We start from the raw sequence: 18616 nt of genomic DNA on the forward strand, positions 1-18616 counted from the left end.
TTAGTATTTAAAGCGATAGGGTTTGTTACAGGGCATTACAATAATTTGTATTCGGGATAAGTCTTCCCCAACAATTCGTCTGCCTTTGACGGGATTACGAAAAAGGTTACGTAAGAGATAATTATAGTAAAAGTAATTACGATGGAAAAGGATATCAGCACCCATAAACTATCCATAGGAATAGTATTTCTTAGGTATTTTATATTTAACGTTATCGGTAGAACGTTAATAATATTGATTAATTTACCATAAGCATATATTTGGTCCTTCAGCATCCATTTTTTACCTTGTTTTACTATTTCTAATTCATTATCCTTTCTTCTTTTGAAAACCAGATAGAATAGGATGAAAATAATTAAAAAGAATATTCCAATTATCGTGTTATACCTAAACGCAAAGGGAATGAAGACAAGTGAAGTTGCAATAATCAGGACTAAACCAAGTACGAGTACTATTTTGGGAAACCTAAAAAAATCTTTATAAAAACCCCATACGATATTCCGATATTTCTTTTGTACAGACCGCGCCTTCTCTTTTATCACATCATGAAAACCAGCAACCCCAAATTTTCTAAACTCCGTAAGGCGTGCCTCGTTGAAAGTTCGTTCAGGATGACGTTGCCATTGTTCTTCTATACCATTGGCCAGATGATCTACCAATTCCGTCTGTAAGTCATAGTGCTCAACGTAGTGTTTGCGAACAAATGAACAAAGTTCTTGTATCTGTTCTTTGGTGAGTTGTGCCATAACACTTGGTTGTTTTAAAAATACCTTTAAAAAAGGGTTAGTCAATACTCCAATTCGGGTTCACTAGTTGCTGCATGCTACGGATAAACTCCTCCAATTCGGCCAAACGGTTTACGGTTTCCTTTTCTCCGGCTTCGGTCAGTTTATAATATTTGCGCAAACGGTTATCGACCTTGACCACTTCAACATCGAGCAGGCCTCCGGCCTCAAGCTTGTGAAGCGCCGGGTAAAGCGCCCCTTCGGTTATGTGAAGTTCGCCCTTGGTAAGGGCCTTCACCTTTTGGGTAATTTCATAACCATACATTTTGCCCTGTTCTTCCAACAGTTTTAAAATAATGGTGTTCAGACTTCCTTTATAAAGTTTTGAATTTGCCATTACTTCAAATATATACATAAAGAACTTATGCATAAGATATTTATGTATTCTTTTTTTCATGCTTTCCGTTTCAATTGGCTATTTCAATGCTTATTTTCGCGTTTACATTAGACCCAAAAAATTAATAATGGTGCATTTTCATTCTTTGACCGTAAAACATATCAAACCGCTCACGCCTAGTTCCGTGGCCATAACTTTTAGCTTACCTAAAGATCTTATACAAGCCTTCGATTTTATTCCCGGGCAGTATATTACCATTAAAACCGAGCTGAAGGGAAAAGAAATTAGAAGAGCCTATTCACTATGCTCTTCGCCCAAAAGCGATTCTATCACCATTGGGGTTAAAAAAGTGGACAGGGGCGGATTTTCGGATTATGCGAACACCAAACTTAAGGTCGGCGATGTACTTGAGGTCATGCCTCCCGAAGGTAGATTTACCTTTCAACCTACCGGGAAGCCCAAGAATATAGCAGCTTTTGCCGCCGGTAGCGGTATTACCCCGATCATGAGCATTGCCAAGGCGGTTTTGGCCGACAACCCCAGCAATAAGTTCGTGCTCGTATATGGAAACAAATCGTATAAAGAGACCATGTTCTATACCGATTTGGCCAAACTGGAATTGGACTATGCAGGCCGATTCAATGTATACTTCATTACCAGCCAGACCCAAGAGGACGACTCCCTTTTCGGACGCATTGACGTTTCAACCGTTAACTATGCCCTTAAGAACAAGCATAAGGATGTAAATTTTGACGGTTATTACCTTTGTGGCCCTGAAGCCATGATCCATTTGGTTTCAGATACCTTACAAGAAAATAAGGTTCCAAAGGACAAAATACATTTTGAACTTTTTACCTCCACTGAAATTTTAGATGAAATGCCGGTACAGGCCGAAGGTAAAACCGAGGTTTCCGTAGTGGTCGATGACGAAGAGTTCACCTTGACCATGGATAAAAAGGAAATCGTTCTCGATGCCGTTCTAAAACAGAATATCGATGCCCCTTACTCTTGTCAGGGCGGTGTTTGTAGTAGCTGTATAGCACGAGTGACCGAAGGCAAGGCCGAAATGGTAAAGAATCAAATCCTTACCGATGGGGAAATCGCCGACGGTCTAATCTTAACCTGTCAGGCACACCCAACGACACCAACTTTAAAACTCGATTATGACGATGTTTAAAAAGCAGATCGAGCAAAGATAAACCGAGCCACAAGCGTACCTTACACTTGTGGCTTTTTTAATAGTTCCTCTAACCTGCGACAGGTGTTTTCGTATCCTACGAGATAGGCTTTCTCTATACCTTTACGGTCCAATACGCCGATTTTTTCGAGTTCCTTGAACTCCATCAACAGATCACAAGCATTGAGTTTTTTGCGGTTGATGGCATAAATCATGAGTCCTGTTACCCTTCCGGTCAGTTGCAAGGAATTCTTCAAGGCGTTTTTATTCAGTTCGCCTACCACCGATACATTACTGCCAATGATATATTCCGCTTGGCCCATTACGGGTTCCAAGGGGAAGTTGTTCATAATTCCGCCATCGGCATAAAGTTGCCCTTCCATCTCTACGGGACTAAAAACCGGAGGCAGGGCAGCAGAGGCCAATAGGGGTCGGATCAGTTCACCTTCTGAAAAATATTCAAGATCTCCCTTTTGAAGGTTCGTGGCCACCACGTGCAATTTCTTTTCGAGGCTATCAAAGCTGTTCTGGGGGAAATAGGTCTTGAACACATCAAAATACCTATCGGTATCTATAAATCCCGGTTTTGCTATGGTCAAGAAATTGTACCGAAATAATGGAGTTTCTTTAAAAAAGGCCATCATATCCAAAACAGAATTTCCATTGGCGTACAAGGCCCCTACCAAGGCTCCCACGCTACTACCTCCCACTACCTGTGCCGAAAGGCCAAACTCGTTCATCGCTTGTATAAGGCCAATATGCGCCATACCGCGCACCCCTCCGCCCGAAAGCACAAGACCAATTGATTTTGTTTGTATATCGTTCATTGTAGTTTGTCTGAAAGTCGCACTACGAAGGTATTTATTTCAACAGACTATCCATTAATTTTTTATGATAACCCGAAACTACATCATAGCAGTACTTTACGGGAAAACCTTCACTTTTATCGCAAAGCAGATAGGCCTTAAAAACCTGTTTGTCATTTTCCCTAACGGTATCGTCTTGGTGTATTTCAAGCCGCGCGTTCAGTGCTTCGCATACAATATCTTCCGGGGCGATGATATAGTGGCTTGCCAGCACGTCAAAGGGGTTGAAACCCTCAGCACCCTGGTCGAGCCATTGTTGCAACCAGGCCCTAGAAGCCTTGGCCAACCATTGGTTGCCCTTATCCCCTTGCTCCAAAAGATCTAAGTCTTCCGCTTTTAACCACACCTTGCTCGAAATTTCGAAGGGACAAAGGGTTACCGGTACACCGTGTTCGAACATTACCCGAAAGGCCACATTATCCAAATCAAAATTAAGGTCTTGCGCATGATTGCCTTTATTGCCGATCTTAAAATAATCTTGGGGGGTTCTACGGCCGGCGACGAGCACGACCTCCAAGATTCGGGATTTCAACTCAGGATATTTTAAAAGCAAGAGCCCTATATTCGTGGCCGGACCGATGGCCATGATGACCATAGGCTGTTTTTTCAGCGCTTCTGCCAAGGCTTCTACCGCTTCGTTACTCTTTACCCCCTTCAAATCTATAGCTTCACCAGCCCCTTTAAAAACCGGTATTTCACCCAAGGCAAAATCTGAACTCATCTGTTGGCTCAGCGGGTAGGAGTTTTCGATAAGGGTATTTCCAAAAACGGCACTGATACCGCATATTTCAACATTATCGGCCTTCATCAATTGTAAAACGGCATATCCATCGTCTACATCGCAGTAACCTTCACGCTTATGCCTCGTCATACCTACGGAAAGATCGGTGTCTATCCATACCATTTTCTTCGTCATCACTATCTAAATTTAGTATTGTCTTTTAACTCAACTTTTTTGGGGATTATTATCTTAAGCCTCCCCAAAATTCGATTTCATTTTGTACCCCCGTTTGCGGATCTTGAATAAAATCTTTCTTGTCGCTATAAACGGTTAAAAGTCCGTTTTGCATAAAACCGATTTGGTCGCCCATCAATACGGCCTCCTTTAGGTCGTGGGTCACAAAAAGGGATGTAATATCATATTCCGCCGTCAGTTTTTTGAACAGTTCTTGCATCCGTTGCCTTGTGCCCGTATCCAAACTACCGAAGGGTTCGTCCAAGAGCAAAAGTGAGGGATTGGTACTAATGGCCCGCCCAAATGAAACACGCTGCCGTTGGCCGCCCGAGAGCTGGTTCGGCATTTTTTCGGCCTGCCCCTCAAGTTCAAGGCTATGCAGCATATGCCCTACCTTTTCCTTTATTAAACCTTCCGGTATTTTTTTTAGCCTTAATCCAAAAGCAATGTTTTCGTATGCATTCAAATGCGGAAACAATAAGTCTTCCTGATATAGGTAAACGATGTTGCGCTTCTCAGGTCGGGTCTCCGTAATATCCTCTCCATCCAATAGGATCTTTCCCGAATCGGGCGATAAAAGCCCCCCTATGGTCTTGAGCATGGTGGTCTTGCCACAGCCCGATTTCCCCAAAATGCTCAAGGTCTGCTTGGCCTTCAGCGAAAAGCTCAGGTCTTTGACCACTTTTTCGGCACCGAAACTTTTTATAATATGCTGAACCTCAAGAAACATCAAACTAATTTTTTAAACACATAACGTTTGTTAAAATACAATAAAACCACGGGTGGAAAAATCAATAGGCAACAACTTAAGGCGCCATAATAATAATTGGCTTCCTTAATGAACATGAATACCTTGATCGTCAGGGTCTGCACTTTTCCGATACCAATGATCGAGGTGAGTCCGTATTCGAACCAAGAAATAAGAAAGGTCTGAAAAAAGCAGATCATCAAAAGACCTTTGGCCAAGGGCAATACCACTTTTGTATAGGTCTGCCACTTGTTGCCGCCTAAGGTAGCCACCAAATCTTCATAACTCTTTACTTTTTCATTCCAAAAACTACTGAAAAACAGCAGGGCATATGGAAAGGCGATGATAAACTGAGCCACCACTACACCGGTCATATTGCCGAACAGGCCCATCTTTAAAAAGAAAAAACTCAGGCATGCCGCAAACACGACCGGCGCCAAGATGTACGGGAAATAAGCCAATAGCGTTAAGGTTCTTTTCTTGGGATGGTAAAAAACCGCCTTACTGATCATAAACCCGGAAGCCGTAGAAAAAACCGCCACCGAGAGCGAAATCAATAAAGAAGAGAAAAAACTCCTTAGTAGTCCCGTTTCTGAACCAAAAACGGTGACCCAGTTCTTCAATCCAAGGTATGAAGGCCACACTTCGGGAAAGCGCCACTCTGAAGCCAATGATAAAAAGACCAGGTACACAAACGGAAACAAGATCAACAGCACCGCCAGACTCAGCACAAAAGGTTTCCAATTAACTCGCATAGGCTCTTTTTCTTTTAGGGAGAAACAAGGCAAGGGCCGCTACCGAAACCAGCAGGGTATATAGTACGGCCACCACATATCCTTCTGAAATCTTATCCAGGTCGTATTGTTTGATTTCCTGAATAATAAGCACCGATAGCATTTGTGGTGATTCTTGCCCCAAAATTAAAGGGACTTCATAAGCGCCCAGTAGAAAGATAAAATAGAGTATGATAAGCACCCATGTCTTTCGGATAAGGATAGGAAGAAATACGCAGTGCACCACTTGTCGGCTATTGGCCCCAAGGGATTGGGCCAATATCGAAAGCTCTTCAATCCGTTCGTTCTTGTACACATTCAAAAAGAGCAGTACAAAAAAAGGCATGACCATAGTGATAAAAGAAAGTATAATTCCGACGGCCAGGCCATCATTGACCAAATCGGGAAACTGCGAAGCCTCGGTAATAAATCCAAGTTTGTGGCTTATCCGCGCAAAAAAACCACCTTTGGAAAAAAGCTGAAAGGTAAAGAAGCCGGTAACAATGCCCGGTATGGCCAAGGGCAAATAAATGACGAAGGACAAGATGCGTTTTTCCAATTGCCTTCTAAACTTGAGGGTGACCCATAGGGCCCCTCCTACGGAAAGGCTTACGGCCACCAATGCAATTACAACACTATAGCCCAAGGATTTAAAAAATGTGCCCGAAGCCAGCACCGACTCCCAGAACCGCAGGGTAAAACCCTGGTTCGCCACGCCTATTATACCAAAGCTATACAACAGGGCGTATACAAAGGCAGCAGCAAATGGTACCACACCAATGGCGACAAACAATACTATCCCTATGTTCGGTTTTTTAGTTTTCAATTACCTTTTTTCTAAAATCTTCGTACAAACGTATCATATATTCGGGGGCGGGTTCAGCAATGGCATTGGCCTCCAGTTCCTCTAAGATAGGTCCGTACTGGCGTTTACGTGCTTCCAAGAACTTATCTTTCCATTCGAGTTCAAGCTTATCCATGGCCAAAACGGTATTGGAATCCATTCCGTTTGCATCTGCCTTTTTAAATTGCGCCTCAGGGGAAAGCAAAAAATTAATGACCTGCATGGCCCCCGCTTTTTGAGGTGCATTATAAAGAATTCCCAAGTAATTTGAGTTTCTTATGGTGCCGTTTTCCCACGCATAACCTTTCGTAGTTTTCGGATAAAGACCGTTCAGTACTTTATCTTCTATTCCCCCCTCACTAAATCCATAGGCAATAAGCAATTCCCCATTGGCATAAAGCTGGTGCATTTTAGATTGTTCCTTGGGAAAAGTGCGTCCCTCCTTCCAAAAATACCGTTTGTTATCGTTGATGAATTTCCAGAGTTTTTCAGATAGCTCCTTGTATTTTTTTTCATCGAACGGGCCATTTAGTGCATTGGGACTTCCTCCCAATTCTGCCAATAAACTCTTTAAAAGGGTCATTCCTGTAAAATCGTTCGATATGGTAAAAGTACCGGGGTGTTCTTTGATGAAATTTTCGAGTTCAGGAATGTTTTTTGGCGGGTTAGGCACCTTCTTATAATCGTATACGATTGCAAATTGATTTATGCTCCACGGGGCTTCCATGCCATTAATAGGCTGCTGGAAATCGGTACTGATGAAGCTGTCTTCAAAATTGATCAAAGCGGCATTGGGAAGCTGTTCTACGAACGGCCCCCATAAGCCATTTATCTTTCTCAATTGAAAAAATGTCTCCCCATTGATCCACACCATGTCTACTTGGCCTTCTTCTATATCGGCTTGTTTTTCGCCCATGACCAATTGCACTATTTCCGGACCTTGCCCTCCGCTGATTTGCAGGTCGATGTTGTATTTTTCCTTTACACTAGGTACCACATAATTATTGATATAATCGTTAATGGCGGTACTGCCCTGCCACATCATAAAATTGACCGTGGTTCCACGGGCCTCGGACGCAATCGATTCCCAGGTCGCCGTTTTCAGACGTTCATCGTTCTTTGAGGCTTTCTCCCCGCAGGAAAGCAGGATTGTCCCCAATAATAAACCGAATAGTATATAATTGATTTTCCTCATTTTTTAAACTTGATGGTTATCTGTGGCCCTTAGTCGCTTAATCTGCTGAACCTTTAAAAAACTTCCTTATCATCTTAAATTAATCTTTTTCCCACCAAGATGGGCTGTTGATATTATCCCCACCGATACGTTCGGCCGCGGTCTTGTAATTGACACTATTGGTCGCTTGCTCAGACTCCGGATATAAATACCGAACGGGATATTTATTGTCGTTCAAATTGTCCGGCCCGGGCTTCAGGTTGGGAATGCCCGTTCTGCGCACGTTAAACCACGCCTCATGACCATTGGAAATTAGACTGAACCACTTTTGGGTCATAATCTTGGTCAAGTTATCGGTACCGTTGAGGGCCACTGCCTCTTGGTCAAGGTATCCTTCGGGAAGCCCCACCTCATAATATTCGAAACTAGCCGCAATACCCGCTTCGTAATAGGCTTCAACATCACCGGTAATATACCCTCTTTCCGCAGCTTCCGCCAAAGCGAATTGAACCTCTGCATATTGCATAAATTGGGCATCTACCCCGTCAGGTACATCCCTAAAAATAGCGCCGAACAAAGAAATATCATTTAGGTCGATACCCTTTTCCGCAATGGTTTCCCGGTCTTGACCGTTACGCAAGCCCTTATATTCGGGTATACCCGCATTAACGCTGGCCTGTGTAGGTTTGTAGAGCACCTCTACCCTTGGGTCGTTCCATAGCGTCAATACCGAATCTACCGTTGTTGTCATACGGTGCTCTTGGTACAATCCCAAAGACGACAAGCTCATAGGGTATTGGTTCGGGGCGGAATTTAAATAGGGCAATACCGCATTATCGGCATTCGACTGCATCAGTTTGCCAGAACCGGCCAAAGCCTGTATCTCTGAATAATCGGTCAAGCGTTTACTGATGCGCATAAGGTACCGTAAACGCAATGAATTGGCAAAACGCACCCATTTGTTCAGGTCTCCGTTAAATAACACGTCGCCACTTATAGTCGCATTAGAGTTTTCCAAGCTAGTGGCGGCACGCTCCAAAACGGCGAGAATTCCCGTTTCGGGATCGGTATAAATACTTTCCTGGGTGTCGTAGACAGGCGTAAACTGCCCATCGAGGGCCTTTACGGCTTCGGTATAGGGCACGTCTCCCCATAAATCGGTGAGTTGGGAGAATAGAAAGCTCTGCATAATATCGCCTACGGCATTATAGGCTTCGTTAGTTCCCGGTAGTTCCCGCATTGATTTGATGTCGCTCAGCAATTGAAAAATGATATTCCAATATTCGCTGTTCGTTCCCATTTCATAGCGGTCGATTCGTTCAAATTCTACACTGGCGGCAAACTGTTCGATATAATTTGCCAAACGAAACCCTTGATAGAAGGCATTTTGGTCGGCTTCAACCGAAATAACGTTCGCCAATAAAAACTGCGGATCTACATTTTCCGGGGCGTTGGGATTTTCATTGAGTTCCTCAAAATCATCGGTACATGCACCCAGCAGTCCGATACCCCCTATAAAACCCAATATATATAATTTTTTCATTGTTTTAATTTTTTGATTTCCGATCATCCTTCCTTCCCTTTAAAAATCAGTTTTAACACTAAAGCCGAAACTTCTTGTGGAGGGATATGAAAAGTCTTCCACCCCATAGACGATCCGCTGTTCTTGTAGCGCATTCAGTTCTGGATCGAAATGCGGGTTTTCGGTAAACAGCAATAAATTACTACCTACCAAGCCCAATTTAATGTTCTGAAAACCGATAGATTTCGACACTTTTTCAGGAAGGTTGTAATACAGGCCCACTTGGCGCAACTTCACATAGGAAGCACTGTAAAGGGCGCTGTCTTCATTCCCTCGATCATAAAAGTTGTTGTAAAACTGGCTGGCAGGTACCGAGGTGGTATTCGGTACGTATTGTGGGTTTTCTACCGTACCCACGTTCACGACCCCATCGCCGATAATACCTTCTTCACGCCCGACCAAGGTTTCTTTTAAAACACCGGAAGTACTCCCTAACGCCTTAATACGGGAAACAATGGTTCCGCCCTTCCGCCAATCGAAAAGTACGGTCAAGTCAATATTTTTATAGGAAAACCTATTATTGAAACCTAGGGTAAAATCAGGATTGTAATTGCCCAAAAGCCTTAAGTTTCCATCTTGGATCGGAAGTCCGTTGGCACCGTACAGCGTTTTTCCATCGACCTCAACAAAACCGGTACCGTACATATCGCCTACACGACCATTTTCCTTAGCGATATAAAAAACGGTATTGGAGCCTCCCCCACCGGAAAAAATATTGGCCGTGCCCGTTACAAACTGGTCGACCCCATCGGGCAACTTGGTCACTTCACTGCGGTAGGTTGAGAAATTCACCGATGATTGCCACCCGAAATCTTCGGAACGTAGCAAGGCGGCACTCACCAAGGCTTCAAAACCACGGGTTCTTACTTCTCCCCCGTTTACGTTAAAGTTCGCGAAACCACTGGTCTGTGATATGGGCCGTGAGATGATCTGGTCGATACTGGTGTTCTGATACCCGGCCAGGTCCAATTGAAGCCTTCCGCCTAAAAACCAAGCTTCCACACCCCCTTCTAAGGCATTCAAGCGCTCGGGCCTTAGATTGGCATTTTTCAATACCGTTTCATTGGTCACCCTAAAACTAGACCCGTAATTTTGGTTGAACACAAAATTCTGCACGTTTTGGTAGGGGTCGGTGTCATTGCCTACACTGGCCGCACTGAACCTCAGGTTTAGATACGATATGGCTTCGGGCAAGGTAAACATGTTACTCACCACATAACTGAGTCCCCCTGAATAATAGCCAAAAGAATTGCTATCACTTGGCAGTGTACTACTCCAGTCGTTTCGGAAAGTGGCATCAAAATAAAGGGAGTTTTTATAAGACAGGTTAGCGCTGGCATATACACTGTTGATGCGTTTGCGGAATTTCTGGCTGTCGCCCTTTAAAGGAGTCCGCGAATTGGCCAAGGTATAAATGCCCGGAATGGCCAATTGTGAGGCTTCGGAGTATTTGTATTGAATATCTTGATCGAAACGGTTGCCTCCTGCCGATAGGTTGTATTTTACATCTTCATTGATCTTATCGGAATAAGAAAGAAGAAAATCGGTATTCAATTCCCGAAAACGCACATCGTCTTCGCGATAGGTACCCAAGGGATTCTGGTTGGTACTGACCGCTCGGCGAAACTCCCTTTTATCATCGTAGGTATCGATACCTGCCCGAAGGCTTAAACTCAATTTATCGGAGATATCGTACGTAGCGGACGCATTACCTAAAATACGGTTTTTGTTGAAGCTATTGGTGTTCTCAAAAACGGTCAGGTACGGATTGGTCAGCCACAGGTAGTTAAAGTCAAAATGTTGTATTCCCTCTTGACCGGCCTGCCAGTAGTCGCGCAACGATTCGATATTGGTCTGACGGCCCGTCCAGTTGAACCCATATAGCGGATTTTCGTATCCATAGCCCAAATTAGGACGGTTGCCACTACGTGTATTGATATAGTTAAGGAAGGCCTTGACCTTGAGTTTCTCATGTAGGCTTTGGTCGACGCTAATGGCGAGACCGTTACGTTTTAGGTCCGTATTGGGAACGATGCCGTTGTTCTTCAGGTTACTGTACGACAAGCGTGCACTCCCTTTTTCACCGCCCGTACTGATCGAAATATTGTTTTGATAGGTTACGCCCGTTTCAAAGAAATTCCGAACGTTATCGGGCCTTGATACCCAAGGTGTGGGGGTGATATCGGTAAACGAGCCGTCGGGCCGTGTCCTTGAGATGACATCGCCCGCACGAACGGGGTTTCCTTCAATATCAACGGAAGGGCTATCGAACTGGGGGATCAACTGTCCTTGATCCAAACGCGGACCATAACTACTGATTCCCCCATCGTTTATACCGGCCCCTATTCCGTTTTGAAAGGCATACTCGCCATTGGACCCTCCACCGTATTCATTTTGATAATCAGGCAAGGTCAACAAAGTCTCTACGGTCAACGTGCTGTTAATACTTATGCCAAGACCTTTTTTCTTTCTGCCCCTTTTGGTCGTGATGACGACGACACCATTGGCTGCCCGCGCCCCATATAAGGCCGCTGAACCTGCTCCCTTTAAAATGGAAATGGAAGCAATGTCATCAGGACTGATATCGGCGCCCCCATTACCAAAATCCACTTCTTGAAGTGCGCCATCGTTTACCAGGTCACTCGTAATCTGCTCGTTGCTAATAGGCACCCCATCAACCACGAATAAGGGCTGGTTGCTTCCGCCCAAAGAATTCTCGCCACGGATAACGATACGTGAGGAAGCCCCCACGCCCGATGAGCCGTTCGTAATCTGAACACCGGCGACACGACCCGCCAGACTGTTTACCATATTGGTAAGGGGTACTTCGGTAAGCTGTTCGGCCTTTACCGTGGTTACCGCGGAAACCAGCGATTGTTTCTCGCGTTCAATTCCCAGAGCCGTTACCACGATTTCATCGAGCTGCTCTGAAGACAGTTCAAGGATAATTCGGTCGGGCAGGCTTCCGTTGACCGTTTTTATTTCTTTCGTTGTGTAGCCTATAGAGGCAATACTAATCGTAAAATCAGTGGCATCGGTCCGAAGGGTAAAAAAACCCGATTCATCGGTGACCACATAATTATTGGTTCCAAGTTCGTTTACCGTTGCATAGGGTACGGGCAAATTCTCGGTATCCACTAACCTTGCAGTATATGAATTGGTCTGACCAAAAGCCAAGACCGCACATAGCTGCATAAGCGCTATCATAGCTGTTTTCATTAAAAATCTTATAAAGGAAGTTGTTATTTGTTTTTTGAGAGGGAAACCGCCGTGATAGGGCCGTTTTCCCACTTAACCTAAAATAGGTTCAACTAGGCTGCTACGGGAAATGCAGGAGGACCCCTTAAATAAGAAGAAAGCGCGTGATCGTTGGTATATAGCAACACCGCACCCTTAAAGGTCCGGTCAGTATAAACAAGCAAATGGTTTAAAATAAAGTCTACAAGAACTGCGTCTTCAGAACTATAGGCAAACTGAAGCAGTTGACGAACAGTATCAATATCAGAAAGTTCCTCAAGACAATGGGTTTGCGCCCCTTTCGAAAAAGAGCCGCCCAGCATTGTCTTCAACAAATCCGATTGCAACCAAGGTAGGGCCTTGAATTCATCAAGCTTGAAAAATTCGCGGTGCATTCCCAGCAAATAGACCCCTCCATCAGACGAAGGTCCCACAAGCAAATCGTTTTGCTGCATTTGACCAATGGCTTCACCAAGTATATCGGAGGTTAAATCGGGGGTATCGTTTCCTATGGATATGACTTTGTCGTAGCCTTGGTCAAAAAGTTCTTGAAAGGCATTGGCATAGCGCTCGCCAAAACTTCGTCCTTTTTGTTGATGCTCATCCACCACAACCACGTCGGCGCCAGTTCGGCTAGCCGTAGTCTTGGTAAGCTCGATAAGCATATCAAAAAAACTTTCGGTGGTCTTTTTGCCCCTTTTGCCAAAAAGCGTTTTACGCTCCGCTTCCCGACGTGCGGAAAGAGAGAAAATCAATATGGCGGTATTCGTGTTGGCTTGCCCCATTTGCGGAACTTGGTCGTAAAAGTTGAAGAATCTTACTTGAATTCGCCTGCAAGATAGTAAAGAAGTGATGATCCTTCTTTTCGGTATGTGTATTTTCTCACAAAATATAAGTTATGGAGTCCAAAACACATCCATTCCTCCTTAAAAACCAAATTTTCGAACACCCCAAATGGCTTTTCACTCGGCAATCGGCATCAATTTTCCGACTAGGCGGTTTGTAAACAACTCGGTGAACGACCACATATTTAAAATTTTTTGCCTTTCATCGAAAAAAATGGTAAAACACCCCCCATTTCTCACATAGCCCTAATGCCGAAGGTTCTTTGTATGAGACCAATCGGTCGGTTTAACCCAAATCTTAAAATTATGACCAAGAGTTTAAAACGCATGGCTACCATGCAAAGAATGCAAGTAACAGGACTGGAGCTTTTTTACAGAAACGGTTATTACAACACTAGTATTGATGACATATTAAAAGAATTGTCACTATCGAAAGGAGCTTTCTATTATCATTTTGAATCAAAGGAAGACTTCTTTATTCAAATCATAGAAAACCTTTTGGTCAGAAAAATGTACAGTATGCTCATAGAACCTATCGAAGGGCATGAAAACACTCTGGACCTTATTACGCAATGTTTTGAGGAAGCTTTGGAAACCGCTGTACATAACGAATTCGACTTTGGATTTGTACTGAGCAATTTTATCAGTGAATTCAACGGCAAGAATGAAACCATAATGAAGCACTTGAACGATATCTTACGTATTTGGGAAGTGAACTTGGTATCGGCGGTACAACGCGGAAAATTCAATGGATATATAGATAGACACGTAGACAGTGAAGGCGTTGCGGTGTACCTTATGAGCTCGTATATCGGTGTTAGGACCTTGATGGTGGAAACGGCCCCAAGTGCCCGCAAATATCGTTTTATGTCGCAATTACGCCAATACTTTAAATCATTGGAACCTAAAACGACTACAGTGTAAAACGGTTCAGTCCCTATCTAAAATTTGTTTGAGTTTATCTACAACGGTTTTGGGTAGTATAGTATGCATGGCCTTTTCGTATCCTTCCGGCATTTTATTACCATAGACCGATGTCGGAATCAGGGGATAAGTATTCCGATCGGAACATAGGGCGTTATCCAGATCTTGACCAAAGGGAGAAAAACCGGCGAACGGATGGGTAACCCCCCACAGCGTAACCACGGGAACGCCGTACATGGCAGCAAGGTGCGCATTACCGCTATCCATTGATAGCATGAGGTCTAAATTTGAAATCAGGGCGAGTTCTTCGCCAAAAGACAGTTTCCCGACCAAGTTCAAGCAGTTTTTGAACTTCTTCTTAAAGCCTTCAAGCGTTCGCTCTTGATCGGCCCCTCCTCCAAATAGAAAAATAGTATACTTTTCACTATCATTAAGTTCGGAAACGACTTCCTCCATTAATTCCAAGGGATAGGTTTTACCTTCAAATGCCGCAAAAGGGGCAATACCGATCCATTTTTTTGAATTTGTCCCGATCAGCCCCAAGGTTTTTTCGGATAAGCGCTGTTTAGACAACACCTGTTTTTTCGATACTTCAACGGGAAGTCCCAATTTCACGAATACATCGGTGTATCGCTGATGCGTGGACTTAAGCGGTTTAAAAAATTTTGGATTACCCGATGTCAGGGCCTTCTTTTCAGCCCGCCCTTTATCGATTTGTACAACGGGAATTCCCCCGAACTGAAAATACCTCTTCAAGACCTTACTCCGCAACACATTGTGCAAGTCGGCAACAGCATCGATTTTCAATTGAACGAGCTCTTTGTAGAGCTTCCAAAGTCCGAAGACCCCTTTATGCCTTCCCTTTACATCGGCCTCGTATACACTAAGGTTCGGTATGCCTTCGAACATCGGGGCAAAGAACTTTCGGGTAAGCACCGTCACCTTCAGTTTGGGGTGCTGCCGGGTCAAGGCAATAAGCACAGGCACCGTCATGGCCACATCGCCCATGGCAGATAGCCGAATGACCAATATATGTCCCGGTTTATTTTTGACCACGGAGGATAGGGTTCATCTCATCGTCATTGTACATCTTCATCTGCTTGTATACCTTCATATATTTATCCCCGGCCTCGATATCGGCCAACAATTGGTCGATTGCCGTAGAAAGGTCTTTACGCTGCTCGAGCAATATGTTCAGTTTTTGGGTACACTTTTCAATGTGTTCGGCGGAAGCATCGGTGCGGCCGGCCTCTTCTTGCATATGGTAAACTTTCAATGCCAAGATGGATAGACGATCTATGGCCCAAGCAGGACTTTCGGTGTTGATCCTTGCGCCCTCCTTCACCTCAACATCTTTGTACTTGTTAAGGAAGTAACTGTCTATAAATTCGACCAAGTCGGTTCGGTCTTGATTGCTCGCATCAATTTTTCTTTTTAGGACCAAGGCATCGGCAGGAGCGATGTCAGGATCACGAATAATATCTTCGTAGTGCCATTGTACGGTATCTATCCAGTTCTTACGATAGAGCAGGTGTGCAATATCATCTTTGGGATAAGGATTTTCGAAAGGTTGATAAACATCGTCTATGACGTGGTACTTTTGAATACTTTCTTCAAAAATTGAGTAGGCGAACTTACTGAACATCTCTTTATAGCTTTAAAGGCAAAGTTATTCATAAATTATTTGATGGCAATGCTCGTTGCCAATACCAGAAAAGGAATTATTACAGCGGCCATAAGTACGATTTCGCGCATGTTCGCCTTTCTGAGCGACTCTACATATTTGGTCATGAACACTACGGAAGGAAAAAAGGTAATCATTACCGGATACACATTATCGGTCAACATAAATACGTTCAGCACAAGACCTATGACAAAGGAGAAAGCTATTAACCGCATAGTAACCACCTTGCCAAAGCCCGCCTTTCCCAGTTTTAAAAAAGCCAGTAGCCCCGCAACAAAGGTAGCCAAGGCGAAGAGCACCAATTTGGAACTATGCCCCCAGTAAGAAAAATAGTCTACATCAAAAGAGGCCTGAAACGTGTAATGCTCCACAAAAAACTGTTGATTATTGGCCAGTACAAGTACGCATTCGGTTATCATAACTACCGTAAAAGCCCCGGCCAAGGGCACAAGCCAGTTCCTAATATTTTTCGGTTCATAAAAATAGATGGCGGCAAAAACAAGGATCATATACAACAAGGCCCAATCATAGAAGAGGCTGGCTGCCAGAATCCAAATGGTGGCGTCAAAAATCTTAAACTTTATATTTTTCAAGGAACGCAAGCTAATAAGCCTACGTGTAGCCAGTAAAAGAAAGAAACTACAGAAGACCGCATTGGAATCGATCAAGGTCTCAGGAAAAATTACGACCAAAAGACCGTAGAAAAGTATCGCATAGGAGTTAAGGCCCGTAACCTTGTTTCGCTTTACTATAAAATTGACAAGAAAAACACTGAAAAACAGTACCGCCAAAATAAAAACATGCCATATCAGGTCTAAGGGTTCGTAAGTTCTTTGAAAAAGATAGTAATGGGCGAACCAATAGAATATGAAAAGAAACGAATAAACGATTATAAAATTTATTGGCTTTGTCTTACCAAAAATGATTGATATCATCTGAAAACTATCTATTTATAAATGAGACGGCCTGAATATTGCCGGTACGGGCTTAACCTAAAACTTTCCGAAATACCTCTAAAACAAAGCTACGAATGACAGGCAAAAAAGGGAGCTGCCCGATAGCAACGATTAAAATTTAGAAAGTTTCTCAGCTTTTTTATACTTTTGCACACGTAAATATAGCTAAGATGACATCATTTTTTAAAGGAATAGAAGATTTGTTCGTAAACCACTTGTTTTGGCCACTTGATCAATTGCGTCACATGCACAGCTGGTGGGGCGCCAATACATTAAATTGGATCCTTATGGCCATTTGTTTTGCCGCATTTGTTTATTGGATGCTACAATTGAAACAATACAGTGACAATGATGAAGAAGACAAATCGATTTCTTCCCATTCATACCTATAGATCCTAATACCTTAATAGCTTAGGACTTTAAAGACATTGGATTCTTTCTTAAAGATCGAACCCAATGTCTTTTCTATAATTCATCTTATCGAACTTGATTTTTTCGATGTTCCTGTAGGATGTAGCCAAGGCTTCCTTAAAATCGTTTCCATAGGAAGTAATCGCCATTACCCTACCCCCGCTGGTAAGCACCTTGCCGTCTTTCAATTGTGTACCAGCATGAAAGACCAATGAATCCTCTACTCCTTCAAAGCCTTTGATCTCTATCCCCTTGGTATATGCTTCGGGATAACCGCCCGAAACCAACATTACGGTCGATGCCGTACGCGGATCGAGCTCTAGATCTATTTCATTGAGCCTTCCTTGGGCCACGGCTTCCAAAACTTCAACCAAGTCATTTTTGATACGTGGGATTACGACCTCGGTCTCGGGATCGCCCATACGAACATTGTACTCGATAACCTTCGGATCCTCGCCCACCTTGATCAGACCGATAAAGATAAATCCCTTATACGGCAAATTATCCTTTTTAAGCCCCTCTACGGTCGGTTTTACGATTCGCTCGTGTATCTTGTCCATAAAGCTGTCATCTGCGAAAGGGACGGGGGATATGGCCCCCATACCGCCTGTATTCAATCCGGTATCGCCTTCACCTATGCGTTTGTAGTCTTTGGCCGTGGGCAAAACCTTATACCCTTCCCCATCGGTCAAGACAAAGACGCTAAGTTCGATTCCCGATAAAAACTCTTCAATGACCACTGTAGTGCTCGCTGCGCCGAATTTAGCATCGACAAGCATGGTCTTTAGTTCTTTCTTGGCCTCTTCAATATCTTCGAGAATGACCACTCCCTTACCCGCTGCCAATCCATCTGCCTTTAGCACATATGGCGCTTGTAGGGTTTCGAGAAAATCGTACCCTTGCTGTAAGGTTTCAGAAGTAAAGCTTTGGTAGGCCGCCGTAGGTATGTTATGGCGCATCATGAACTTTTTGGCGAACTCTTTACTGCCTTCAAGTTCGGCACCGGCCTTTTGCGGACCGATAACCGGTATATGCCGAATAGCGGCATCGTTTAAAAAGAAATCATGAACCCCGTTTACCAACGGGTCTTCGGGGCCGACCACGACCAAATCGATATCATTTTCCAAGACCGCTTCCTTAATGGCCTCAAAATCATTTACCCCAATTGGCAAATTGGTAGCGACCTCGCGTGTACCGGCGTTTCCGGGTGCGACAAAAAGATGGTTCAATTTGGAACTTTGGCTAAGCTTCCATGCCAAGGTGTGCTCTCGACCTCCGGCACCTAAAATAAGAATATTCATGTTCTAAGGTTTGCGCA

18 protein-coding genes are annotated in these 18616 nt (G+C 43.8%); 3 read left to right on the forward strand and 15 right to left on the reverse strand.

Features of this window, described 5'->3' with window-relative positions:
- Window positions 1–35 precede the first annotated feature (35 nt).
- Window positions 36–746, reverse strand: a complete 711-nt coding sequence (locus tag BW980_RS01110) for a hypothetical protein (RefSeq protein WP_076453128.1) — start codon at window positions 744–746, stop codon at window positions 36–38.
- Window positions 747–783: 37 nt separating this feature from the next.
- Window positions 784–1122, reverse strand: a complete 339-nt coding sequence (locus BW980_RS01115; protein WP_076453756.1) for a PadR family transcriptional regulator — start codon at window positions 1120–1122, stop codon at window positions 784–786.
- 127 nt (window positions 1123–1249) lie between these two features.
- Between BW980_RS01115 and BW980_RS01120 the strand changes: the two genes are divergently transcribed.
- Window positions 1250–2299: a ferredoxin--NADP reductase gene (locus BW980_RS01120; protein ID WP_076453757.1), complete on the forward strand. Its 1050-nt coding sequence runs from the start codon at window positions 1250–1252 to the stop codon at window positions 2297–2299.
- 41 nt (window positions 2300–2340) lie between these two features.
- On the opposite strand, the gene BW980_RS01125 is transcribed toward BW980_RS01120, so the two are convergent.
- From BW980_RS01125 to BW980_RS01165, 9 genes are all read right to left on the reverse strand, one after another.
- Complete coding sequence (locus BW980_RS01125) at window positions 2341–3126, reverse strand: patatin-like phospholipase family protein (protein WP_076453129.1); 786 nt, start codon at window positions 3124–3126, stop codon at window positions 2341–2343.
- A 34-nt stretch (window positions 3127–3160) separates the two neighbouring features.
- On the reverse strand, window positions 3161–4081 hold the full coding sequence (locus BW980_RS01130) for a nucleoside hydrolase (RefSeq protein WP_076453130.1): 921 nt from the start codon (window positions 4079–4081) through the stop codon (window positions 3161–3163).
- A 49-nt stretch (window positions 4082–4130) separates the two neighbouring features.
- Window positions 4131–4850, reverse strand: coding sequence for an ABC transporter ATP-binding protein (locus BW980_RS01135; RefSeq protein ID WP_076453131.1), 720 nt, complete (start codon window positions 4848–4850; stop codon window positions 4131–4133).
- A complete protein-coding gene (locus tag BW980_RS01140) occupies window positions 4850–5623 on the reverse strand; it encodes an ABC transporter permease (protein ID WP_076453132.1) in 774 nt (257 codons plus the stop codon). The genes BW980_RS01135 and BW980_RS01140 overlap by 1 nt, the downstream gene beginning before the upstream one ends.
- Window positions 5613–6467, reverse strand: coding sequence for an ABC transporter permease subunit (locus BW980_RS01145; RefSeq protein WP_076453133.1), 855 nt, complete (start codon window positions 6465–6467; stop codon window positions 5613–5615). Before BW980_RS01145 ends, BW980_RS01140 begins: the two co-directional genes overlap by 11 nt.
- Entirely contained in the window at window positions 6457–7680 is a 1224-nt protein-coding gene (locus BW980_RS01150) for an ABC transporter substrate-binding protein (protein WP_076453134.1), read from the reverse strand. Before BW980_RS01150 ends, BW980_RS01145 begins: the two co-directional genes overlap by 11 nt.
- Before the next feature lie 79 nt (window positions 7681–7759).
- A complete protein-coding gene (locus BW980_RS01155; protein ID WP_076453758.1) occupies window positions 7760–9202 on the reverse strand; it encodes a SusD/RagB family nutrient-binding outer membrane lipoprotein in 1443 nt (480 codons plus the stop codon).
- Between the two features lie 39 nt (window positions 9203–9241).
- Window positions 9242–12460: a SusC/RagA family TonB-linked outer membrane protein gene (locus BW980_RS01160; RefSeq protein WP_076453135.1), complete on the reverse strand. Its 3219-nt coding sequence runs from the start codon at window positions 12458–12460 to the stop codon at window positions 9242–9244.
- Window positions 12461–12552: 92 nt separating this feature from the next.
- Window positions 12553–13263, reverse strand: a complete 711-nt coding sequence (locus tag BW980_RS01165; RefSeq protein ID WP_076453136.1) for a TIGR04282 family arsenosugar biosynthesis glycosyltransferase — start codon at window positions 13261–13263, stop codon at window positions 12553–12555.
- Window positions 13264–13629: 366 nt separating this feature from the next.
- Between BW980_RS01165 and BW980_RS01170 the strand changes: the two genes are divergently transcribed.
- Complete coding sequence (locus BW980_RS01170; protein WP_076453759.1) at window positions 13630–14247, forward strand: TetR/AcrR family transcriptional regulator; 618 nt, start codon at window positions 13630–13632, stop codon at window positions 14245–14247.
- Window positions 14248–14253: 6 nt separating this feature from the next.
- On the opposite strand, the gene BW980_RS01175 is transcribed toward BW980_RS01170, so the two are convergent.
- The 3 genes from BW980_RS01175 to BW980_RS01185 are packed head-to-tail and all read right to left on the reverse strand — an operon-like array spanning window position 14254 to window position 16866.
- Window positions 14254–15303 (reverse strand): glycosyltransferase family 9 protein, encoded by a 1050-nt coding sequence (locus BW980_RS01175; protein WP_317042166.1) that lies wholly within the window; start codon window positions 15301–15303, stop codon window positions 14254–14256.
- Window positions 15290–15892 (reverse strand): DUF4254 domain-containing protein, encoded by a 603-nt coding sequence (locus BW980_RS01180; RefSeq protein ID WP_076453138.1) that lies wholly within the window; start codon window positions 15890–15892, stop codon window positions 15290–15292. Before BW980_RS01180 ends, BW980_RS01175 begins: the two co-directional genes overlap by 14 nt.
- Before the next feature lie 35 nt (window positions 15893–15927).
- A complete protein-coding gene (locus BW980_RS01185; protein WP_076453139.1) occupies window positions 15928–16866 on the reverse strand; it encodes a hypothetical protein in 939 nt (312 codons plus the stop codon).
- Between the two features lie 191 nt (window positions 16867–17057).
- Here BW980_RS01185 and BW980_RS01190 point away from each other — a divergent pair, with 191 nt between their 5' ends.
- Entirely contained in the window at window positions 17058–17279 is a 222-nt protein-coding gene (locus BW980_RS01190; RefSeq protein ID WP_013993114.1) for a DUF6341 family protein, read from the forward strand.
- 48 nt (window positions 17280–17327) lie between these two features.
- On the opposite strand, the gene purD is transcribed toward BW980_RS01190, so the two are convergent.
- Window positions 17328–18599 (reverse strand): phosphoribosylamine--glycine ligase, encoded by a 1272-nt coding sequence (purD, locus tag BW980_RS01195; protein ID WP_076453140.1) that lies wholly within the window; start codon window positions 18597–18599, stop codon window positions 17328–17330.
- Between the last annotated feature and the right edge of the window lie 17 nt (window positions 18600–18616).

The sequence above is a fragment of the Zobellia uliginosa genome, from assembly GCF_900156625.1.
Classification (GTDB): Bacteria; Bacteroidota; Bacteroidia; order Flavobacteriales; family Flavobacteriaceae; genus Zobellia; species Zobellia uliginosa.